Annotated in this window: 17 protein-coding genes; 11 read left to right on the top strand and 6 right to left on the bottom strand. The window is 45.0% G+C overall.

The window, feature by feature from the left end; genetic code table 11:
- The first annotated feature begins 85 nt into the window (after positions 1-85).
- The 8 genes from DXN05_RS23270 to DXN05_RS23235 all read left to right on the top strand — a co-directional run bounded on the left by DXN05_RS23270 (position 86) and on the right by DXN05_RS23235 (position 13697).
- On the top strand, positions 86-4150 hold the full coding sequence (locus tag DXN05_RS23270) for a DUF5977 domain-containing protein (protein ID WP_147314070.1): 4065 nt from the start codon (positions 86-88) through the stop codon (positions 4148-4150).
- Positions 4151-4198: 48 nt separating this feature from the next.
- Positions 4199-8779: a DUF6443 domain-containing protein gene (locus tag DXN05_RS23265; protein WP_211330130.1), complete on the top strand. Its 4581-nt coding sequence runs from the start codon at positions 4199-4201 to the stop codon at positions 8777-8779.
- A 12-nt stretch (positions 8780-8791) separates the two neighbouring features.
- On the top strand, positions 8792-9226 hold the full coding sequence (locus DXN05_RS23260; RefSeq protein WP_116849717.1) for a hypothetical protein: 435 nt from the start codon (positions 8792-8794) through the stop codon (positions 9224-9226).
- 439 nt (positions 9227-9665) lie between these two features.
- Positions 9666-9998, top strand: a complete 333-nt coding sequence (locus tag DXN05_RS23255) for a hypothetical protein (protein ID WP_116849716.1) — start codon at positions 9666-9668, stop codon at positions 9996-9998.
- A gap of 103 nt (positions 9999-10101) precedes the next feature.
- Complete coding sequence (locus tag DXN05_RS23250; RefSeq protein ID WP_116849715.1) at positions 10102-11157, top strand: linear amide C-N hydrolase; 1056 nt, start codon at positions 10102-10104, stop codon at positions 11155-11157.
- 783 nt (positions 11158-11940) lie between these two features.
- The gene (locus tag DXN05_RS23245) at positions 11941-12234 is read left to right on the top strand and encodes a hypothetical protein (RefSeq protein WP_116849714.1); all 294 of its coding nucleotides are present in this window, start codon (positions 11941-11943) and stop codon (positions 12232-12234) included.
- A 137-nt stretch (positions 12235-12371) separates the two neighbouring features.
- Positions 12372-12605 carry a hypothetical protein gene (locus DXN05_RS23240; protein WP_147314068.1) on the top strand — a complete coding sequence of 78 codons (234 nt, stop codon included), beginning with the start codon at positions 12372-12374 and terminating at the stop codon, positions 12603-12605.
- 75 nt (positions 12606-12680) lie between these two features.
- Positions 12681-13697 carry a LacI family DNA-binding transcriptional regulator gene (locus DXN05_RS23235; RefSeq protein ID WP_116849712.1) on the top strand — a complete coding sequence of 339 codons (1017 nt, stop codon included), beginning with the start codon at positions 12681-12683 and terminating at the stop codon, positions 13695-13697.
- 131 nt (positions 13698-13828) lie between these two features.
- Here the strand turns inward: DXN05_RS23235 and DXN05_RS23230 are convergent, their stop codons facing one another.
- The 6 genes from DXN05_RS23230 to DXN05_RS23210 all read right to left on the bottom strand — a co-directional run bounded on the left by DXN05_RS23230 (position 13829) and on the right by DXN05_RS23210 (position 18292).
- Complete coding sequence (locus DXN05_RS23230; RefSeq protein WP_116849711.1) at positions 13829-14794, bottom strand: sulfotransferase; 966 nt, start codon at positions 14792-14794, stop codon at positions 13829-13831.
- A 10-nt stretch (positions 14795-14804) separates the two neighbouring features.
- Positions 14805-15350, bottom strand: a complete 546-nt coding sequence (locus DXN05_RS23225) for an aspartyl/asparaginyl beta-hydroxylase domain-containing protein (protein WP_158559420.1) — start codon at positions 15348-15350, stop codon at positions 14805-14807.
- Positions 15313-15495, bottom strand: coding sequence for a hypothetical protein (locus DXN05_RS24795; RefSeq protein ID WP_158559418.1), 183 nt, complete (start codon positions 15493-15495; stop codon positions 15313-15315). The genes DXN05_RS23225 and DXN05_RS24795 overlap by 38 nt, the downstream gene beginning before the upstream one ends.
- A gap of 104 nt (positions 15496-15599) precedes the next feature.
- Positions 15600-16289 (bottom strand): hypothetical protein, encoded by a 690-nt coding sequence (locus DXN05_RS23220; protein WP_116849709.1) that lies wholly within the window; start codon positions 16287-16289, stop codon positions 15600-15602.
- A complete protein-coding gene (locus DXN05_RS23215; protein ID WP_116849708.1) occupies positions 16276-16800 on the bottom strand; it encodes an RNA polymerase sigma factor in 525 nt (174 codons plus the stop codon). Before DXN05_RS23215 ends, DXN05_RS23220 begins: the two co-directional genes overlap by 14 nt.
- Before the next feature lie 79 nt (positions 16801-16879).
- Entirely contained in the window at positions 16880-18292 is a 1413-nt protein-coding gene (locus DXN05_RS23210; RefSeq protein WP_116849707.1) for a metallophosphoesterase family protein, read from the bottom strand.
- A gap of 245 nt (positions 18293-18537) precedes the next feature.
- Here DXN05_RS23210 and DXN05_RS23205 point away from each other — a divergent pair, with 245 nt between their 5' ends.
- From DXN05_RS23205 to DXN05_RS23195, 3 genes are read left to right on the top strand one after another with little or no spacing between them, the layout of a single operon-like run.
- Positions 18538-19815 carry a hypothetical protein gene (locus tag DXN05_RS23205; protein ID WP_116849706.1) on the top strand — a complete coding sequence of 426 codons (1278 nt, stop codon included), beginning with the start codon at positions 18538-18540 and terminating at the stop codon, positions 19813-19815.
- 9 nt (positions 19816-19824) lie between these two features.
- The gene (locus DXN05_RS23200; protein WP_116849705.1) at positions 19825-21246 is read left to right on the top strand and encodes a Dyp-type peroxidase; all 1422 of its coding nucleotides are present in this window, start codon (positions 19825-19827) and stop codon (positions 21244-21246) included.
- A 12-nt stretch (positions 21247-21258) separates the two neighbouring features.
- Positions 21259-22461: a cytochrome P450 gene (locus tag DXN05_RS23195; protein WP_116849704.1), complete on the top strand. Its 1203-nt coding sequence runs from the start codon at positions 21259-21261 to the stop codon at positions 22459-22461.
- Positions 22462-22665: the final 204 nt, after the last annotated feature.

Below are 22665 nucleotides of genomic sequence, written 5' to 3'. Positions count from 1 at the left end.
CTGTGTAAGGCAACTTAGGCTTGATATAATGAGGTTGGCGTTCTGGCAGGCAATTATAAAATCAAAAGAATTATAAGCGTTACTTATGAAGACAGGATTTAGGTTACTTTTTCTGTTTGTTGTTTTTTCGACGGGTGCTGCTGGGCAGACGAACAAACTGCCAATAATGCCCTCGCCAGTTACTGCTGAGTTTGAGAAATATGTTAACTATAATGTATCCCTCTATAATGGGGTGCCGGATATTAGCATTCCGCTTTATACAATTCATCTGAAGGGATTGGACGTACCCATTTCTTTATCCTATCATGCATCAGGCATTAAATATCTGCAGGAAAGCGGCGAAGTAGGGATTGGTTGGGTTTTAAATCCAGGTTCAAGGGTGTCAAGAACAGTTTATGGGCAGGCGGATGAACGTTATAGCATGCCTGCGATAGACGAGAATATTGCCAATAACTACAGTGAAGGGTTACCAAGAGATAAATATTTATCGAAATTTTTAGCGGGTATTGATGCACATGCTCCGTTGGCTGATGATGTAACAGACAAGCTGGATGGAGAATACGATATTTTTAATTACATACTTCCCACAGAAAGTGGCTCTTTTGTTATAACTGATAGAATAAATAAAATTACCCGAACACTCGGGGGCGAAAATTCTGTCATCAGCTATGCAATAGGTCGTAAAAATGTGAGTGATCCATATCCCCGCTTTATGAATTTTGATGTGAAAGATGATAAGGGGAACAACTATTCTTTTGGGCAACACTCTGCAAGCGATCAAAATGTATTTGAATCGTCAGGCTCCGACGCATTCTTACCCACAGCCTGGGCCCTGACCAATATAACCACGGCTGTGGGCGATCAGCTGAACTTTAAATATTCTGCTGCTTCGGTTTCCGGCTGGGCAACTTCCTCGCGGACGTTTCGTCTCACCCAAGCCAACCGATGTATATATGATAATGAGGATCATTGGGATTATTCAAATGACTATGGTGATGGAACAGGATATACCACATTTCTTACTGATGAAATCAGCAACAATAACGAAAAGGTTAAAATAACCCATAATTCACGGAATCTCATTACCTCTATTGAAATACTGGATGATAAGGGGCGATTGATTAAGGAAATTGATTTTGCATATAGTAATGGAAGTGGCAATTCGCACATATTCCTTGATTATATTGTGATAAAGGATAAGGCTAAAGCCAATGTGGGAACATACCGGTTTACCTATTACAACAAAGATTATAGCGCAGGAAATTTGTTCGCTGACCAATGGGGGTACTATAAAATCGGGTCTGCCGAAAATGCATCTTTTCATTCAGAGTTTAAGGATGATATTGCTTATCAGGGCATGCAGAATTTAGACCATGTTGGTACTGTACTGGCTGACGTGGCAAACAGATCGGAAGGTGACGGAGATCCATCTGTTTTTTCATTGGCTTCTATTGAGTATCCCACAGGTGGTAAAACAAATTATCTGTATGAATCCAATAAATTTCTGAATGGTTCGGGACAATTGGTGAATGGGGGAGGAATGCGTATTTCGAGAATTACCAGCATTAATGCAGATAAGGAAACGCTGATCCGTAACTATACCTATGGAGAGAATGGTTCTGGTGTCGGTATTCCGCAAGTGTATTTAAACGAAAGCTTTTTTGAGGATGAAGGCGTTTCGTTTATTCACAGGTTAAATGGTTTAATGTTGGCAAAACGAACGATTACCTATTCCAGTTATATGCAGGGCGATATCGGGGCAACCGGATTTACGCATAGTGCCTTAACATACCCGGAGGTTACAGAACATTTTTCTACATGGGATAAAACCGATGGGAATGGAAAAATTGTATACAAATTTCAGGGAGGCCTGCAATATGATGGTGGGCCATTACCAAGATTTACAACAGATATGTGTGCGATGGATTTTCAATATGCAGGCCCTTTTGTAGTGAAAGGGTATAAATATTGGGATAAGCCACTTCAAAAAGAAATTGATTATTATTCGGGAAATCAAATTGTAAAAAAGGAGACTTTTGAGTATGCTACTGACTTCGATATATTGACAGGTTTGAAAGTTAAGCCATTCGCAACTGTTGATTCCTACGCAGAATCGGATGCGCAATATTATGACTACATCACTTCTTTCTTTAAATATAATACTTACTCTATTACCTGTGGGAAAAACAAATTGATTCGTAAAACCGAAACAACTTTTGATGGAAGTAATGGTGTAGCGGTTGAAGCTTCGTTTCAATACAATAAGAAATTCCAACTTGCTTCATCTGTAATAACACAGAGTAACGGCAAAAAGAAGTTGTCTTATTTTACCTATCCAGGAGATTACATCTCAGGCAGTGGTTTTATTGACAACATGGTTAGCAGTAATGTTGTAGCTGCTCCGGTAGAAATTGTTACTGCAATACAGGATATAGCTGGCAAAACAAACATTCTGAGTGCTGTACTGAACAGGTACAAAACCGACAAGCCTTCACTCCTGGAATCTGTTAGCCAGATGGAGCTGAATAAACCGATGCTGCTTGCTGATTTCAAATTTTCCAATGCGATTAAGGGGCAATTGCCAACCGTTGGGCAGCCCGCTATATTTTCTCCTGATAGCAGATATGTTTTGCAGCAAAGTTATAATCGGTACGATGCACTTGGTAATATTTTATCAGCAACATCAAATGGTAATGTTAAGTCAGGGTACATATGGGATTATAACAACAGGTATTTAGTCGCCAGAGTAGATAATGCATTCAACGAAGAAATCGCCTATACCTCTTTTGAGGCAGATGGCTCCGGCAACTGGGTTTTAAATGGAACATTGCTCGACGGAGCCAGTGTGACAGGCACTAAATATTTCAACGGAACAGCATCTGTTACCCTGCCTAAGGGCAATTATATGGTATCACTTTGGTCGCAACAGACGGCGGTAGCGCCATCGGTTAATAACACAGGTGGTACCTTTATAACTACAAAAAATGGCTGGAATTTATACAATTGGACACTATCCAATATTAGTATTATTTCAGTGAATGGTGCAGCCATAGACGAACTTAGGGCTTACCCCAGGGGTGCATTAATGAGTACTTCTACTTATATACCTTTAATCGGTATTGACAGCAAATGTGATGCAGCAGGCAGTGCTTCGTATTTTGAATATGATAATTTCGGGCGATTGAAAATAGTCAGGGATCAGGATAAGAATATTATCAAGCGTATCTGCTATGCATATACAGGTAAAATTACCGGATGTCAGGAAGTGGTGAAATATTTTAACGCAGAGGTAAGTCAATCCTTCACCAAAAACGATTGTACTGCAGGCATGCCGCCTTCTTCCGTTTTATATACTGTTCCCGCAGGTACTTATTCTTCCACCATAGACCAGGCAGATGCCGACCGGCAGGCTGCCGGTGATATTGCTGCTAACGGGCAACAATATGCTAACACTCACGGCGTTTGTACGTTTTTAAGTGCAGCACGACATGAAGCTTTAAGCAAAAGTGATTGTGTAAACAGTATGCAGCCAAGACCTGCTTTTATTTGGTATGACATTCCCGCCGGTAAATATTCTTCAACAGTTAGCCAGGCAGATGCAGATCAACAAGCTACAAATGAACTGAACACCACCGGGCAGGCATTAGCCAATAATTCAGGGATCTGTGTTTACTACAATAAAGAAGCATCAAAATTTTTTACCAAAAGTTGTCCGGCTGGGTACAAAGCAGACCCAATGGCATATGGCGTATTGGCTGGAAAGTACTATTCAACAATAAGCCAGGCTGATGCCGATCGCCAGGCGAACGAAGAAATTGATGCGAACGGGCAGGCACAGGCTGATGCCAATTCAAAATGTGTTTTGGCTTCTTTGGCGGTTTCCTATCATAATGACAATTTGCTGTTTGGGTATCATGTGAAATTCCAGGAATTTAACGGAAGCGCTGTGTATGATTTTCAGATCCCGTATGGAAGCGGGACATTCCCTGCAATCCCTTCCGGCTGGTATGACATCTATTTTTACAATACAACAGGAGATACATCAGAACACCTGTACGAGATGAGTTGTGGTTTTTCTGCTGTTGGAGCGGATGGCTATATTCCAGCGATTCTCATTGACCAGGATTGTTCGGGCATTTCGATTTACTAAACCCTATTGAGCAATAAGCCCTACAGGCTTTTTCAAAACTGTAATTGTATGTTTTTATATAACGGTTTAAGAGTTTCATTGCTGGCATTAGGAGCTTGTTTGTTATGTGGTATGGTATATAGCCAGGTTAATACGCCGCAATCCGGGCAAACAGTTGGTACTGCCACTCGAACACCGGCAACGCTTAAAGCAGAGAATTTTTTCTCAACTGATCAGAATCTGATCCGTACCTGGCAGCCCAGGAAGCCTTTTGTGAACGATGCTGATGTAATAAGTGCAGATCGTAGCGTAAGCGAGGTAAATAAAACAACACAATATTTTGATGCCTTGGGCAGGCCACTGCAAACGGTTGGGTGGCAGAATTCTCCTCTGAAGAACGATATCGTTACGCCAGTTGTGTACGACGATTATGGCCGGGAGCAATATAAGGCGCTGCCGTATACTGATTTAAACGGAACAGACGGCGCTTTTAAAGTTCATCCTTTCGCAGATCAGGTTGGGTTTTATACAAATAGCTACAAAGATGAACAACCGGCATATAAAGGAGAGCAATTTTTTTATAGCGAAACAGAATATGAAGTATCTCCATTAAACAGGGTGTCTCGTTCATTTCAACCAGGAAATAGTTGGAATGGCAGCGAGAGGGGAATAGCTATGCAGTATCTGGTAAATACGGCCACTGATAATGTCCAGTTATGGGATATTGACTTTACAGACATATTGTATGGAAATGACAATACCAATATCAATGTGCCTTACACTACTGGGATTTATAGTAGTGGTCAGCTATACAAGAATGTAACTACAGATGAACATGGTAAACAGGTAATAGCATACAGTGATATGGAAGAACATGTCGTATTGAAACAAGTACAGGTCGATAGTGCCGGTGGGTGGTTATCTACTTATTATATATATGACGATCTGGGAAGATTGCGCTGTGTATTGCCTCCGTTGGCGGTGGAAGCTGCCAGGAAAAATAACTGGACTGTATCAGCCACTTCTTTAAAGGAGCTTTGCTTCCGGTATGAGTATGATAAGCGTGGCCGTATGCTTGCAAAAAAGGTGCCTGGTACTGCCTGGGTATATATGGTGTATAATAGACGTGACCAATTGGTATTTACTCAGGACGGTAATATGAAAAGCAAAGGGCAGTGGATGTATAGTTTTTATGATAATCTCGAGAGGCCTGTTGAATCGGGGATAATGACTAACTATAACGGAACGGTTGCTGATTTGCAGACCTACATGGATAATGTAAACCAGGCTGTTGTTACAGACATTGTTTTGAATAACTGGGATGGAACGACGACGAGCTACCAGGCAAGCAATAGTGTTGTATTAGGAGAGGGCGTATTTATTGATGGCAATGTAGCGAGTGTTACGATTGACATTGTTGACGGAGCCGGATCAGGTGCAAAGGCCGGCGGAACGCTTACAGCGCTTACTATAAATAGCTATGATGACTACAGTAATACTGCTAAAACTTTCAATAGTACCTATTCGCTAAAACCAGGGACAGGCGATAATGATAATGCCGAAGCGGCTGTTTCGGATGCGAGCAAAATGATAATGGGTAAGGCTACTATAGCGCGTTTGCGCATACTAGCAGATCCGGCTAATTTATCTGCTGGTAATTGGCTTGAAACAGTTAGTTTTTATGATGACAAAGGTAGAGTTGTACAGGTTCAAACTGATAATTACAAAGGAGGTACTGATGTTTCAAGTAACCGCTATGAATTTACAGGCAAGATTGTCAGTAATTATCTGGTGCATAACAATGTTGCAGGTGATATAGGAACTGTTACTGTGAAAACTGATTTCTTATTTGATCACATAGGCCGACTAATTAAAATTAGCAAGCAACTTAACGATGATCCCTCTACAAAAAGAGTAATAAGTAGTCTTACTTATGATGCATTGGGCCAAATGAAGGAGAAGCAGGTTGGACAACAACGGTCTAACGATGGAACGTTATTGGATATGCCGTTAGAAGACCAGAAATTTGCTTACAATATTCGGGGATGGTTAAAAGGTGTTAACTGGAAATACAATGATAACGGGAGCGTACCGGATATAGCCCAGGGCAAGAGATGGTTTGGAATGGATTTGAGTTATGACTGGGGCTTTGGCACTAACCAATACAACGGAAATATTTCCGGCATGAGGTGGAAAACAGGAGGTTCAAGCAATGAGCGCGCTTATGGGTACGCTTACGATGGGGCCAATCGGCTATTGAAAGCAGACTTTACCCAAAACAACGGTGGTTGGAATACCAGTGCCGGGCTGGATTTTAGTATGAAGCTGGGCGATGGCATTGACTGGGCAAAGGCTTATGATGTTAACGGCAACATTCTGTCGATGTCACAGAAAGGATGGATTGGTACTAGCAGTGATGATATCGATAAATTGACTTATCATTATTACCAGGATGCTAACAAGCTTTCAGGCGTTAATGACGAAAAAAGTACAGATAACAAGCTGGGAGATTTTGTAGACAATAATGCCAATGGAGATGATTATGGTTATGATATAAACGGTAACCTGATTACAGATAAAAATAAGCATATAGCCAATGTTTCAGGCACAACCGGAACAGATATACAGGCTGGTAACGGTGGTATTATATACAATCATTTAAATCTGCCCTGGCAGGTAACTGCATTAAATACTGATAACACAGTTAAAGGGGTAATAACATATATTTACGATGCTGCAGGTAATAAGCTGGAGAAACGCGTTGCAGAAAATGCTTCAGCCAGCAATCAGCAAACCGCCATTGAAACGGTTACAAGCTACATGGATGGTTTTGTTTATGAAAATAACAAGCTGCAGTTTCTAAGCCAGGAAGAAGGGCGTATCCGTGCATTGCGGGATGGCAGTGGTGTTACAACAGGCTATGCATATGATTATTTTTTGAAAGACCACCTGGGGAATGTGCGTATGGTGCTTACTGACGAAAAACAAACCAGTCAATACCCTGTCGCGACATTGGAGGCGGGCGCAGTAGCGACTGAAAAAGGCTTCTATGATATTCAGGATGCCAACATCATAGCAAAGGCAAGTGTCAGCGGCTTTGCCAACGCAGCAGGGCAGAATTATCTTAATAACAATGGAAACCCGCCTTATAATACTAATCCTCAGAGTAATGTAAATGCTGAAAGCCAAAATTTGTATAAACTGAACCTAAACGGTGCAAAAATGGGTCTCGGTATTACCCTGAAGGTAATGGCAGGTGACCAGCTAAGCATCTTTGGTAAATCGTATTATTTTCAAAATGCACCCACAAATGATGCAACGCCGCATATCAGTGCTGCTGAAATATTCGCCGGTTTAATCGGTGGCCCCAGTGGTGGCGCAACTGCTGCACATGGTGCGGTTACTGTAGAACAATTGAATACGCTTTCTGGAACGGTGAGCAGCATTGGTAGCTTTATCGGCAATAATGCCAGCCAGGATGGAGTAGGATCAACACCGCGCGCATACATTAATTATTTGCTATTTGATGAACAATTTAATTATGCAGGTGGTGGTGTTAGTAAAGTAGGCAGCAACGGTGTTATTAAAGATCATAGGGATGATCTGAGTAATATCCAGGTTTCACAAAACGGCTACATCTACGTATATTGCAGCAACGAGAGCCCGGTAGATGTGTTCTTTGACAATCTGCAAGTAGTGCATGCACATGGGCCCTTGCTGGAAGAAACACATTACTACCCGTTTGGGTTGACGATGGCGGGAATTAGTAGTAAGGCAGCTGGTAAGTTGGAGAATCGATTTAAGTATAATGGGAAAGAGTTGCAGAGTAAGGAGTTTAGTGATGACTCAGGATTGGAGCAATATGATTATGGGGCAAGATTTTATGATCAACAAATAGGTAGATGGCATGCGGTCGATCCTATGGCTGAAAAGTATGAGTTATTTACACCATATTCTTATGTGTTGAATGATCCATTGAATATGATAGATCCTGATGGAAGATATTCAACACATACCGATGCTTCAGGAAATGTTTTAGCTGTTTATAATGATGGTGACTTGGGAGTTTATAAACATGATGATGCGAATTCTAAGGCTGATATTGATGAAGCAAGGGGCGAATCTAAAACAACTGCTGGAGGTGGGACGAAAATGGGAGAGACTGAGTATTGGGATGAGTTTATTGTACCAGGTACGAATAGAGCAGAGGGTAAAATTGAGTATGGGAAGGATTGGAAAGAGACCATAGATAAGTTGCATGACGAAACTAGGGGAATGGATTTAATTCAAATTGGAGAAAACTCAAAGTTGCATGAGAAGTTTGATCTTAAGAATAAAAAAGAGTATGCTGCAAGCGGTGTTATGACTGGTAAGCTACTTAACGGTAAATATGCGACAGCAAGATCTGCTGGCAATTATTTAGCTGGATATAATGGGCGGTGGGGAACATATATGGGGCTTTATATTGGTTATTATACTTATATGAAGCTTGCGGGAGCTCTCAATCAAGGCAAGTATAATAAGGTTAATGCAGTTAAAATATTTTTTTGGGGAGTTAGTTATGGCCCAGATCCTTGGTATGGAGAAGATGAATATAGCGGACGCAGAATTAAAGAAGGCTGGTTTAGGGGAACTGATCCCAAATGGTAATAAGAATAATATATGAGTAAGAAAATTTTAGTTGCTTTTTTTTGTTTATTCTTTTTAGTGATTGTCATAGTTTTTATAATTCTACCAGATAAAGGTTCGCAGGAAATATTTGAAGTTGTTGCATTGCCTGATAGCACGAACCCTCAACTTTATCTAAAGAAGATGAGTTGGGGCTTGACTTCAGATAAGCAAATTGTAGCCATATCGACAAATGATAAGCATGCATTTGACTCAACTAGTAAAGGGGACTATATCTATCGAGGGCTTAGCTCTTTTTTCTATAGATTGAAAGGTGATTCCTTGTTTGTATATGTTCCTGAGGCCTCTAAGTTGCCTGTCGAGATCAAGTCTAGCATTAAAGTTGTTCAAGTAGAATTGGATAATGTTGCAATGATGAATTTAATACAAGGGGACAATTATAAGAAGCAGGGGTTGAAGGCTTTTTAGTTTTTCCAGGAAAATAAAACACAACGTCCCCACACCACGGGGCGTCGTATTTCTATGACCCCATGCATATATTTTAATCATGCCATCTCTTCCATATTCAAAAAAACTTGTCTAGCTTGACTAGATGAATACCAGTATAAGCTATTTACCTGAACATAAATAAAACCAGTTACGGTAGGTAACGGGTATATTGCCCGCGTAGAGACCCCGGAGAAGGTTATTTTATTTGGCAGCCATGCCACAGGCCGCTGGGTGGAGCACCGGTTTACCGAGGGCGGTATAACCTATGAGTATATCAGCGACTACAATATACTGGTGATTACAAAATCAGGAGATGCGCGTAAGGATTATGAGTTGCAAGACCTGATAGAGAACCGCTGTTTGTATAAAACACCTGTTACGGTGATTACGCATGATATAGATTTTGTAAACAAGATGCTTGTGGAAGGCAGTATTTTTTACCGGTATAGAAAAAGAAGGCATCCTGCTGTACGATGCGGGCAATACGCCACTTGCTGAGCGTAAGCCTTTAAGTGCCACAGCAGCAAAAGCGATAGCGCAGGAGTATTTTGATAAATGGTATTACAGCGCCAAAGGTTTTTTAAAAGGCGCAGGGATCAGTCATGTGCATTATCGCGCCATCAGCAAAATTGTGCGGCAGCAATGCCAGGTATTTGGCTTGCCGTATCATTATTATCCTACCATGCGATCGGCCATCTCCTCACACGTGCGCATTATGCGTATGCTGGGCAAAAAACACCATAAGGCCTGATTGTGAATAGTAACAGTCAACAGGCATGTAACGGTTACATTTTGGCCGGATTGTCTTATTTCTGGCAGTAAGCATTATTTTACAGCACCTAAAACTATCTGCCATGCGCAATATGCTCAAAGCTGCCATAATAAGTATAGCCATGCTTACAGCTGGTGCGGTATATTATTCTGTGGCCTGTACAAGGGTGGTGTATAAAGGCACCAACGGAACCATTCTTACGGCCCGCTCAATGGATTGGCAGGAAGATATCGGCACCAATCTCTGGATTTTCCCGCGCGGTATGCAGCGCGACGGCAGGGTAGGCCCCCAATCACTCAAATGGAAGTCGAAATATGGCAGTGTGATTGCTTCTGCCTATGATATTTCTACCAGTGATGGTATGAATGAGAAAGGACTTGTAGCCAACCTGCTCTGGCTGGTTGAATCGGAGTATCCAAAATGGGATCAGCAGAAGCCCGGTTTAAGCATTGCCGCCTGGACACAATATGTGCTGGATAATTTTGCTACCGTGGCAGAAGCCGTACAAGCCATGCAACAGGAAAGTTTCGTAGTGGTAAGCGATTATATGCCCGGCCATCATCGCTTTGCAACATTGCATTTATCCCTTTCAGATGCTTCGGGCGATTGCGCCATCTTTGAATATGTTGCCGGTAAACTTGTGATACACCATGATCCTTCCTATACTGTTATGACCAACTCACCCATATTCAACAAACAGCTGGCGTTGAATGAATACTGGAAGGAGATTGGCGGCACCATTATGTTGCCCGGTACCAACCGTGCATCCGATCGTTTTGTGCGCGCTTCTTTTTACAGCGAAGCCATTCCTAAAACAGACAATACGCGGCTGGCTGTAGCCAGTGTGTTTAGTGTTATCCGCAATTGTTCTGTGCCGCTCGGTATATCAACACCCAATCAGCCCAATATTTCCTCCACCAGGTGGCGTTCGGTAAGCGACCACACCAATCTCGTGTATTATTTTGAAACAACGCTTACGCCCAATACCTTCTGGGTCAACTTTCGCGATGTGGATTTTTCTGAAACAGCACCGGTAAAAAAACTAACCCTCATCAATGGTGAAACCTATGCAGGCAATGCAGTAAAATCATTTACTGAAAGCAAGCCTTTCGTGTTCCAGGGCCTGCAATTGGACTAAAAAGACAAACCGATGCCCGAAAAAGGCAAACCATTTTGCGGTTCAGGAAAAATGTAATAACTATGTTTAAACAATAAATATACCCCCCTTAACCCTAAGCCTGGTTATTTAACCAAGGCTTTTTTTGTCCCTTCCTTTCCCGGGAACCCTTGCTGCAGCTTCATTCCCGGCGGCAGGCCCATCAATGTTCTGCCGTTATTATATTGCCCTGGTGCATGCATTACCCTTCAATCACTGAAATGACAAACACTGTTGCTGTTGCAACAATATTCGCGTAGCGATAATTCTACAAGTGTTTTGTTGACAATTTGTAAATGCTGTTATATATTGAGCAGGTAATCAACTTACATACCCATATCCGTTACGCTATGACATTGCTTGTTGCCCTGTTGGCCGCCGATTGCCTCTGCATATGGCTGGCGCTTGCTACCTGCCCCTCGGAAGAAGAATTGTACCCGGGATGTGTGCCGGAATAGTTTAACTGCCATCCGTTAACTGCTTAACCTGCACAATGTATTTTACATAGTGCAGGTTTTTTTTATACAGGAACATATGTAAAGTTTAACGCTTTGCTGTTTAACCTTCACACAATCAACAGGCGAAAAATCTACAGTTTTAACAATGTCAACCTGGCACATTTCATACAAGGCTGTATATAAGTTGTTTAGGAGCAATTGTTAAAACGAGCACGGCTTTTGCAGTATGTTTAATCGTTTAAACAATTATCGTATCTTTGTACCTGATAAGCGAGGTGAAAGATAACGTGAACCAAAAATTGAAGTCATGAAACATTTTAAAAATATTGCGCGGATCGAAGATGATATGGCAGGCAATGCATTCCAGGTGGCGGGTATTAACAGTAACAACGGATACTCACTTGAAAAAATCTGGATGGCCAATACATCAGCAGGTCAAAACATGCAATTGAAATATCCTGAAACTGAATTTGTTGAACACCGGCATGCCATTATTGAAGATGATGGTATTGACCTGGTACTTATCTCCAAACATTCTGAACACAACCTGGAGATACTGGGGGAGGCCATCAGGGCCGGCAAACATGCCAGGATAGTATAAACAAAAAAACAAGTGTTAATAGCGGGCTACAGCCTGTAACACAAATCACATAAGTTAAATGGATTGCCTGCTATAAACCATAGCAGGCAATTTTTTTTAATACTAACAAACAGTATTTAGTAAACAAACAGAACAATATGAAAGCGATCACAATGACTATTACAACAGGCGTATCAGGCAAGCTGGTGCGTTTATTGGCTGCTGTAAAAGAGCAGTCGGCCAACCCATTTGGCTTAACCAGGGAAGCGCTGCGCAATGCCGTTTTTGTACCTGCAAAGCAGGGCGACAGGCACACAAAACCCGGCAAAAGCAAAAAAGCGAAAATCAATTATTTCGCCGGCCCGCACTGTGGATTTGGTGCTCATGTATAAGCGTGTTTTTTTTATCGTTTTGTTTAAACGATTAAACGACTAATTTTGCCGTACAGTTTCATTCGATTGTAACGTATGGAAAAGAAGTCGATCAAAGATGTTGCAGAAAAGGCAGGTGTATCTACCGCATTGGTGTCGTATGTGTTAAACAACCGCATGCAGGGGCGTATCAGCGAAGCTACGGCAGCGCGCATACGCAAGGCAGCAAAGGAGCTAAACTATCAACCCAACCGTATTGCACAAAGCTTAAAGCTGCAGAAAACCCGCACCATCGGGTTGATTGTGGCAGATATTACCAATACCTTTTCTTCGCAGATAGCCAGGATTGTTTCAGAAGAAGCCCGTAAAAAGGGTTACCTGGTTATCATCGGGAGCGCGGATGAAGATGCGCAGAAATGCGCTGCCTTAATTGAACTGTTTCTCAGCAGGCAGGTAGACGGCTTTATTATTGCCGCTGCAGACAATACAGAAGCCCAGCTAAAAAAACTGCTTAAGCAAAAAGTACCGCTGGTGCTGTTCGACCGCTATTTTCCTTCCCTCAAAGCAAATGCTGTTACTATTGATAATTACCGCGCATCCTGCACGGTAACCGAGCACCTTATTGCAGCAGGTAAAAAAAGAATTGGCATTATTGCATATGAAACCGGGCTGTTTCATTTGCAGGAAAGGCTGCGTGGTTATAAAGACACCCTGCAGCAACACCGGCTGGCTGCCCCTGCCTCGCTCACAGGTTTTGTAAATATTGATAACATTGAACAGGATGTGGCCCGGGCACTGGATGTAATGCTCTCATCCAGGGGGCGAGCCGATGCGATTTATTTTACCAGCAACAAACTGGCGGTGGCCGGTTTAAAAGTGCTGGTAGAACGCAATATTGCCATACCCGGAACACTGGCAGTGGTATCGTTTGACGAATCGGATTCTTTTGATTTTTTTCATGCCCCGCTTACTTATGTTAAACAGCCGCTGGCCGGTATTGGCAGCGAAGTGGTAAGTATGCTGATCAGCCAGATGGATATGCCTGCCAGTAAAATTACCAGCAAGGTGCTGGATGCCATACTTGTGGCCAGGGCTTCTTCGCAGCCTTCCTGAAACGCCGTTCATACCTGTCAGCGGACTGATGAGCTTCAGGAGCAAGATGCTGGTATTTACCAATTGGATATGGAATTATTTTACCTACGATAAAGGCAACCGTCCTGTGCTGTTGATGCAGGGAGGATTTTTTATGCCTGTATGCGCAAGCTTTCCACTGCGTGGTATAAATCTGTTGCACGTTGCAGCCAGTGTGGTATTTCGTTTACAGCGGCTTCCTGCTTAAATTCTTCGTGCTGGTATTTTGCATGAAACCCGCTGCGGGTGCGCATGGCAGCCCATGCTGCTTCACTGGCCTGTATACCGCATGCTGCCAGTGTTTTGCCGGTAAGCTGTATGGCGCCTTCGTTGTAATTCAGTAACAGGGTGTTTTTATCTGCTGCAGCGATCATTAGTATCTGTTCAAAGTATTTTTCCAGCACCCTTGCCATGTATTCATTAAGATTGCTGCCGGTGATTTCCGGTGCAGTAAACCCAAACACTTCCGGTTCAATAATACCAGGTACGGCCTGCATGCCGCGCCGTTTTTCATGCGAGCGTACCACTTCGGCCGGGTGGCGGTACAGCAAAATAAAGGGGAGTTGCGGGTATAGCTGGCGTAACTGCCGGTAATAAAGCAGGTGCCAGCTGTCTGTTTTTACAAACAGGTGCTGTTCGTTGCCGGTGCGCCGGGCGCCATAAAACTGCATGCCTGCGCGTAAAAGAGCCTCAACCGGCCACTCGTGCGGCATTTGTGGCTGTTGCGCCGGCATGCGCAGAATATGGTCAAAAAACGGCACTTCTGCCAGCACGATATTATGTGGCAATTGCGACAGCATTTGTGTAATAAGCGTAGAGCCGCAGCGCGACACATGAAAAACCAGCGCAGCAGGGGCAATGGCATTTATGGCCGCACCCCATTCCGGAAGCAGCTCCCAGCTGCTGATGCTGCGTGTACTGCGCATGGCGTGCTGTGTTCGCGCTTTTGAAATGGTTTCATCAAAAAACGGGTCGGTATAAGGAATGTTTTTAACCGGCAGCCAATGGCATTCAATACCGGCAGGTGTGGCCTGCAGTTTATAGGGTATCCAGTTGGCAAGTGCCTGTGCAATGTGCATGTGGCAACAATTAAAATATGGGTGATTGGTGCAGTTGCTGCTCCAGCTGTTGCGCCAGGGCCATGCTTGTTTCAGTGCGCTGCAAACGCAGCGCTGCAATAATTGCCAGCAGCTCGCCGGTGTTAACGGTATCGGCTACCTGGTGTGCCAGCGGCGCGGCGGCAAACCAGTTTTTCACCCAGTCGTTTACACCGCAGTCTGCCACCAGGTGAATGCGGCTGGTACTGCCATTGTTAACCACACTGTGCGTTTGGTGTACGTTTACATACCAGCATTCCCCGGCCTGCATATGCAATGGCGTGCCTGCTGCATAAAACACGACTTCGCTGTTGGTAAATACCGGGAAATGCAGGCGCACTTCGCCCTGTTCAAAACATAAATCATGGTCGCGATGGGGTTTTATATAAGCGCCGCTTTGCATGTTCATGAGGCGTACTGCGTGCAGCGGGCATTGCAGCTGTGCAAGCAACTGCTGTATGGCCGGGCATTGCCGTAGCAGCGGTGTATCGGCATACGCACTAATCTGCGGCTTCGGGCAACAGGGTATTGCTGCCACCGGGTGAGCGAAGGGCGATGGCGGTCCATTCCCCTGTATAATGTGCCGTATTAAAATGGGCATGCCATTGTGCAGGCAGGGCTTCTACTTCCTGTTGTACGGCTTTTACAGGATAAGGCAGGTGCAGCCGGGCAAAACTGATCATACCGGAAGATACTGTTTACAAATGAGCTTTCCGGCTGTTCATTGTGTGCAGGTTAATGCCTGTGATTGCGGAGCCGGGAGAACCTGCCATTCCGGTGCCTGTATTTACCCGTTCTGCAGGTGCACCTGTTCTTCCTGTTTAAACCGGTTAATTTCATCGAGGTAGTCCATGGCTTTTACTACAGTTGTCCATTCTTTCCCGCCCATGAGCAGGCGAAACCATTTTTTGTGCCTGTTTTTATAATCGATCTGTTTGTACAGCCATATGGCCAGCACGGTAAAAAACAGGGTAATGGGAAAGGTGATCAGCCAGAAACGTGCACTGCCGTAATCAATCCAGCTGGAATGCCAGAACCAGGTGCAGTAAAAGGGCATCTGCAGCCACAATATCCGGATTGCCTTAAGCGTAGATGCCTGCAGTTTGGCCAGTTGCTGCTGCGTACCGGTTACGCTTTCGCTGTAGCTGATGCGGCGTATCAGTACAATATGGTAGATGTATAATATCACGGCCAGTAAATTAAACAGCAGCAGCATGCCTACCGATATGGTGAAGTAGGGGTTTTTAAACCAGTTGCCCCATACCAGTACACCCAGGAACAGGCACCACACAATACCGAGTACCACGATACCTGTTTTAAACCTGCCGAGTGATTGTAACCTGCTTTGTGCTTTGTGCAGCTGCAGGTATTCTACGGTTTGCATATGCACAACCCAGGTTTGCATGTTCAGTATCCTGGCTTCTTCCAGCTGCCTGTTGTAGGCTTGCCATATATTTTTAAGTTCATGGTCTTCCATATGCCTTTGTTTGAGTGTTACGCATTTGTTGTTTCAATTTTTCCTTGATGCGGCTTATTTTGGTGGCTGCATTGGTTTCGGTGATGCCGATGATGTCGGCAATTTCGCGGTATGTTTTTTCTTCAAAATACAGGATGATGAGCGCCCTGTCCAGCTCGGGCAATGCTGCAATATGCCGGTGCAGCAGCGCAATGCCGCCACCCGCATCGGCCTCTGCAGGCAAATCAGGCAGGTCGATATGCATTTCTGTAAAAGGAATGGTGTTGCGTGTTTTCTTTGTGCTGCGGTAATAGGAGATGGCCACGTTCAGTGCCACCCGGTACATCCAGGTTGAGAATTTGTAGTCAGGGTTGTACGTTGAATTGGCTTTCCAGAGCGTGAAGATGATTTCCTGTGCCAGGTCTTCGCGGTCTGCTTTGCTGGTACAATAGGCATTGCATATTTTTAGCAGGATGCCTTTGTTGGCTGCCATCAGTTGTACAAAATCGTGCTGGGCTGTGCTGTTATCCATTGTTTTTACCGCTGCTTATGTATGATACGCAGGCAGGGCTGAAAAATCACACTTGTGCCCGGTTATTTTTTAAATTTAATTACAGGGCCAGTGCACCTGTCCAGAATTCAAACGGGCGGCCCCTTCGTTCATCGTTCTTAAAAAAGCCGGCCATGGTAATGGTTTTGTGACTGATAAAGCTGTTATCGGCAATGCTGCGTAAATGCACGGTGCGCCAGGTGCCTGTGTTCAGGTATATTTTCCCGTTTTTATTGTTGTTGTAACTCCCCAGCGGCACCAGTTCGGCATAATGGGTATGTCCCATCACAAAAAAACTGTAGTTGTGCCTGGCCGAAAGCTGCAGTGCGTAAGCCCGGTAAGATTCCATTTTATCCTGCCCGAATTGGGTATGGTCTACCAGCCAGCTAAGCGGGCCGATGCCGATAGCATTCACTACCCAGCGTGCTATGGTCATCTGCATTTTCAGTTTCCGGGAGGCTGCTACCAGCGGGCTTTTTACAAAGTTTTTCAGCGCAATATTGAGTGCATGCCTGGTGGCTTTATCGAGCAGGTCATTGTCAAGATCGGCAGTTTGCGCTACCTGCATTATCCAGCTGGCTGCGAGTGTATAGGGGCGCAGGTTGTCGATCTCTCGCAGGTTGCGCACAAAGTTTTTTACCTTGTCGCTGTTGCGGTCAAGCCCTGCCTGCTCTACAAGGTATTGCTCTATGCCTGCAGGTATCATGTTCAGCAGTTTAATCACCACCACATCACCTACCGATGAAGCATCGCGGTGTGGTGTCTGGTAATTGGTTTTATCAAACTCATCTCCATGTTCGGCAAACACGCTGTGGTTGTTCTGGATAGTTTCAATGGCCACGCTGTCGCTGCGGTGATAGGGAAAGGGGGTGTTGAGAGGATTGGCTAATCCCAGTGCTCGGATCACTTTATTGCGGATGGTATCCATGCGTGGGTCATCTATATAAAAAAACCAGTCATGGTTGCCGATCATATAATGAATGTTCACTTTCACGTTTACTTCACCCACGGCTTCGTGTACAATTTTTTCTGTTGCTTTTTTTGTGTCTGATGCCTGCTTCATGGCTGCAGGTATTTTGATATCGCCGTTATGGGCAATGCCTTCCAGTATGCGGAATGAGCCTGCATTGTATTGCAGTATGCCATCGACGATTGTATTTACCGTTGTAAAGAATTCATCCTGCCAGGGACTGCTCCATGGCAGCACGCTGTCCGGCGCCTGGTTCCACTGTTCAGAGCGGATCATGTCAAGAATGTCGCCGAGTAAAATAATGTCAAAGCTTTCAATGGGCTGGTATACTTTTTCACAGCCTGCATCTTCCCGGCAGGTGGTGCAATGGCTGCCTTTACAGCGCCACGATGCATCATAGGCCATATCGCTTAGCCTGCCGCGAAACAGCCTGAATGCAGCTTCGCTGATAATTTCGCCCGAACTGCCATCGGTTAAATGCAAATCGCTGATGATTACAAGCATGGGACAAGCAAAGGTTTGAATGGTTGTACAGATTCAATGGTTTGATGGTTGTATGGCTTAAGGCTGTGATTACTAAAATAAATAAATTAATCAGTATGTAATAGCTATTTGGTGAAACCCGCATGGGCACTGATTCCGGGAAATGTGATTTATCACTTGACAATTTGCCGATTAACAAGTATTTTGATTTTGCATATATCATTTTATCCTGATCTGTAGTTAAGCTGCCATACAAATTTTCCCGCATGACAACACATGGAGCCTTATCTGTTATTGCCGGTATACAACCCGGCGCGTTACCGCAATTAACTGAATTGCTTGGCAGGATAGAAGCCACTAAAGAAGCTGCAGACGGGATTATTCCCTTCACCGGCATGCCGGATGTGCACTTTGCGCGTTTTGTGCTACTGCTGAACAGAACAGATGTACAGGGGAATGTTATTCCCGATTCGCTGTCTTTTGTAACCGATTACGATGGCAGTGAAACAGCGCACCTGCAACAGCTTATCAGTATTGGCGGACAGGGTTTGTGGCAGGTGTTTTCGTACTGCGCCAATTTCCCGGCAGGTAATTATGATGCAGCAAAACTGCAGGCTTACCTGTTACAGCACAAACAAAAGAACGCAACGTTTTATGTAGGGGTTTCAGGCAGGTCGGTACAGCAAATACGCAATGAGCAATTGCTGCGCGACGAGATTGAGCAATTTGCTGATGCCAGCCAGCCACTTTTCGCCGGTAAAAATCCACTGGCCATCCGCCAGCAGATTATTGAGCATGTATTTGCCATGCCCGCATTCGGCTGGGCACACAGTCCTGAGCCAGGCATGTCGGGCGGTGCAGCCTTTGCGCATTGGGGCAAACTGGTGCTGGTAATACTGCTGGTATTGGTGTTGTTGCCCGTATGGCTGCCCCTGCTGATTATATGGGTATTGATAGTACTGGTGCAGGAGTTGCGCGACCGGCCCAGGCCCAATGTGGTTACCAAACAGCATTTGCGTGAATTGACTGAGCGTGAAACCGGCATGGTGCAGGCACAGTTTTCGGCAGTAGGCAATTTAAAGCCTGGCAGTGTGCGGTTGCATACCGTAACATTTTTGCTGGGGCTCACCAATTTCCTGGCACCTTACCTGTTCAGCAAAGGCAAGCTGTCTGGCATACCCACCGTACATTTCGCGCGCTGGCTGATTATCGACGATAACCGGCAAATGCTCTTCCTCAGCAACTACGACGGCAATTCCGAAAGTTACCTGCGTGATTTTATCAATATCGCGGCCAAGCAGTTAACGTTGCTGTTTTCACATACCATGGGGTATCCTGAAACAAGACTGATGTTGTTTGGCGGTGCTGCACATGCGCGCGAGTTTATGGACTGGGCCAGGTGTTACCAAACCGTTTCGCAGGTATGGTACAGCGCCAATAAAAATGTATCTGTTAAAAATATTTATACCAATTCAGCCATCCGCAATGGTTTATACGGCAAACCAGGTGAAGAAGAAGCATTGAAATGGCTGCGGCTTATTTAAACCTTTGTTATGGAAATTATTGAAAAGGAAGATATACAGGGCATCATTGTAAAAGGCTATGCCCACCTGCCTGCCTGCAAGTTTGTGCTGCTGGGCATGGGCAGCAAACAGGCCGCACAGCAATGGCTGCAGCTGATTGCACAGAACATTACGCGTGGCAGTGAAAAGAAACCACCTGCTGCAGTAAACCTGGCTTTTACCTATGAAGGTCTGAAGGTACTGGGACTGGATGGAAGCAGTCTCGACACATTCCCGCTTGAATTTGAAGACGGCATGACCACCCCGCACAAGCAACTGTTCCTGGGTGATTTTGGTAACAGTGCACCTGATAAATGGGAATGGGGTGGCCCGCAGCAAACACCCGTTCATGCATTGCTGATGTTGTATGCGCCGGATGAAACAAGCCTGCAGCTGCTGTACGATATGCAGCGGCAGCACTTTGCACAGTTTCAGCTGACTGAAATAAAACGGCTTGATACAGCTGTGCTGGGGCAGCGCAAAGAACATTTTGGCTTTCACGATGGTATTGCGCAGCCAACCATTAAAGGCCTGGGCAAACAGGATACACCGGAGAACACTGTTGCGGCAGGTGAATTTATACTGGGTTATAAAGATGCGTATAACCAATATCCCGATACGCCGCAGGTGCCCTTACTGCAAGGCAAGGAATCATCGTTGCCGCCGGCTGTAAAGCCCGGTATGCTTGATTTCGGGAAGAACGGCAGTTATCTCGTATTCAGGCAGATGGCGCAGGATGTACAGGTGTTCTGGCAGTATATCGAAAGCATTACCATGCAGGATGGCAAAAGTGATGAACAGGCCATGATACAACTCGCTGCTAAAATGGTGGGCCGCTGGCCCAGCGGTGCACCGGTTAGTGTTTGTCCTGACAAGGATGATACTTCTATGGAAAGCAGGGATGATTTTGGTTACCGGGCAGTGGATAGTGCAGGACTGCGTTGCCCGATTGGTTCACATATCCGCCGCACCAACCCGCGTGATGCCATGGATGCCAGCAGCAGCAAGTCGATGGAGATTGCCAACAAACACCGTATACTGCGGCGCGGCCGTTCTTACGGCAAACCTGTATGTGATAGCCTGGAGCCTGCAGAGATATTGCGTTCCAAAAACTTTGAGGGGGAACGCGGGTTGTACTTTATCTGCTTTAACGCTGCCATTAACCGGCAGTTTGAATTTATACAGAATGCCTGGGTAAATAATCCCAAGCTGTTGGGGTTAAACCACGAGCGTGACCCGCTGATTGGCAATAACGCACACCCGGATGATGCACATCAATGCGGCTTCTTCAGTGTGCCGGCGAACGGGTTGCGCAGGCATTACAGCAATATTCCTGATTTCACCACCGTAAAAGGCGGCGCTTATTTTTTTATGCCCGGGCTGCATGCATTGGCTTATCTCGCTGCCCGTTAAAACTGCTATTGTATGAGTATGTCTTCTTATTTTAAAGGATGGGCTACCAGCACCCCTGTACTGCGCACCGCTTTCTCGGTGTTACGCAATGTAGCGCCTGTTGCGCGTTTTGGTAAAACCATTGTGGTTACGCGTTACAACGATGTACAGGATGTATTGTTACGCGAAGACGCGTTTACTGTACATGAAATAGACGGGTATAAAATGGAGGTGATGGGCAATCCCTTTGTACTGGGCATGGATGCTTCGGAAGAAGCCACGCGCGACAGGGCCATGCTGCAGCAGGTGATCAAACGCGAAGATCTTGTCCTGATCAGGAATATGATACGTTCCATCGCTGCCGACCTTATACAACAGGCTGCTCCAAAGAAACAGATTGATACGGTAGATGTATATGCACGCCTTGCAGCCGTGCGCCTGGTAGCACAGTATTTTGGCGTACCTGCCGATGAAAAGAAAATGATGGAATGGCAGCGGGCCATTTTCAATGAGGCCTTTGTTAATTTAAACAATGATAAAACAGTGCACGGGCGCGGCATGGTTGCGGCTAAAGAAGTAGCTGTACATATTGCCGGTTTAATTACCCAACGCAAGCAACAACAGCAACCGCTGGAAGATAATGTACTGAACCGCCTTATTGCCAAACAGGCTGATACTGCCTGGCTGGATGATGATGCAGTACGGCGTAATATACTGTGTATCCTGGGCGTGGTAGAAAACACCAGCAAGGTGGTAACCCATGTGATTGACCAGCTGCTGCGGCGCCCTGAGGTATTGGCGCAGGCCAGGCAGGCTGCGGTGAACGGTGATATGGATACGGTGCATGATTACGCGTTTGAAGCCCTGCGCTTTAACCCGCACAACCCGGTGATACTGCGGTTTTGTAAAAATGGCGCAGTGATTGGCAGTGGCACCCCGCATGAAAAAAAGATTCCCGCAGGCAGTACCATTTACGCGGCTACTTTATCTGCCATGTTCGATCCCTCCACGGTAGCAGCGCCCAATGAATTCAGGCCGGGGCGCAAGGTAGATTGCATGCATTTCGGTTATGGTCCGCACCTGTGTACAGGCCGCTATATCAGCGAAGTAACAGTACCCGAACTGGTGGCTGGTTTATTAAAATTACCCAACCTGCGCCGGGCACCGGGCAGTGCAGGCCGCATTGTTTATGAAGACCTGGTATTCCCGAAGAGCCTCACCCTGCAATTTGATTAATGCAGGCTTCAAATATAGAGAAGAGGCCGTCTCAAAAGTATTTGGGACGGCTTTTTCAATATTGGCCGGTATACCAAGCTATATAGCGGAGACTTTGATTAAGTGAGGTAAAATTATAAGATCACAGGATTGTGTTAGTAGAAGGGCGTTTGTTTGATTGATTTAGCCTGCTTTTTTAGGCTATTTTCTTTCTTAAGTTGTGTG

Source organism: Deminuibacter soli (assembly GCF_003412455.1).
Taxonomy (GTDB): domain Bacteria; phylum Bacteroidota; class Bacteroidia; order Chitinophagales; family Chitinophagaceae; genus Deminuibacter; species Deminuibacter soli.
The sequence above is the reverse complement of the archived record's forward strand: the minus strand, read 5'-3'. Positions and strand labels throughout refer to the sequence as shown.

Excerpts from the sequence above, each read along its gene's own strand:
- DXN05_RS23270 (WP_147314070.1), top strand. The coding sequence starts at position 86 with ATGAAGACAGGATTTAGGTTACTTTTTCTGTTTGTTGTTTTTTCGACG.
- DXN05_RS23265 (WP_211330130.1), top strand. The coding sequence starts at position 4,199 with ATGTTTTTATATAACGGTTTAAGAGTTTCATTGCTGGCATTAGGAGCT.
- DXN05_RS23260 (WP_116849717.1), top strand. The coding sequence starts at position 8,792 with ATGAGTAAGAAAATTTTAGTTGCTTTTTTTTGTTTATTCTTTTTAGTG.
- DXN05_RS23250 (WP_116849715.1), top strand. The coding sequence starts at position 10,102 with ATGCGCAATATGCTCAAAGCTGCCATAATAAGTATAGCCATGCTTACA.
- DXN05_RS23245 (WP_116849714.1), top strand. The coding sequence starts at position 11,941 with ATGAAACATTTTAAAAATATTGCGCGGATCGAAGATGATATGGCAGGC.
- DXN05_RS23240 (WP_147314068.1), top strand. The coding sequence starts at position 12,372 with ATGAAAGCGATCACAATGACTATTACAACAGGCGTATCAGGCAAGCTG.
- DXN05_RS23235 (WP_116849712.1), top strand. The coding sequence starts at position 12,681 with ATGGAAAAGAAGTCGATCAAAGATGTTGCAGAAAAGGCAGGTGTATCT.
- DXN05_RS23230 (WP_116849711.1), bottom strand. The coding sequence starts at position 14,794 with ATGCACATTGCACAGGCACTTGCCAACTGGATACCCTATAAACTGCAG.
- DXN05_RS24795 (WP_158559418.1), bottom strand. The coding sequence starts at position 15,495 with ATGATCAGTTTTGCCCGGCTGCACCTGCCTTATCCTGTAAAAGCCGTA.
- DXN05_RS23220 (WP_116849709.1), bottom strand. The coding sequence starts at position 16,289 with ATGGAAGACCATGAACTTAAAAATATATGGCAAGCCTACAACAGGCAG.
- DXN05_RS23215 (WP_116849708.1), bottom strand. The coding sequence starts at position 16,800 with ATGGATAACAGCACAGCCCAGCACGATTTTGTACAACTGATGGCAGCC.
- DXN05_RS23210 (WP_116849707.1), bottom strand. The coding sequence starts at position 18,292 with ATGCTTGTAATCATCAGCGATTTGCATTTAACCGATGGCAGTTCGGGC.
- DXN05_RS23205 (WP_116849706.1), top strand. The coding sequence starts at position 18,538 with ATGACAACACATGGAGCCTTATCTGTTATTGCCGGTATACAACCCGGC.
- DXN05_RS23200 (WP_116849705.1), top strand. The coding sequence starts at position 19,825 with ATGGAAATTATTGAAAAGGAAGATATACAGGGCATCATTGTAAAAGGC.
- DXN05_RS23195 (WP_116849704.1), top strand. The coding sequence starts at position 21,259 with ATGAGTATGTCTTCTTATTTTAAAGGATGGGCTACCAGCACCCCTGTA.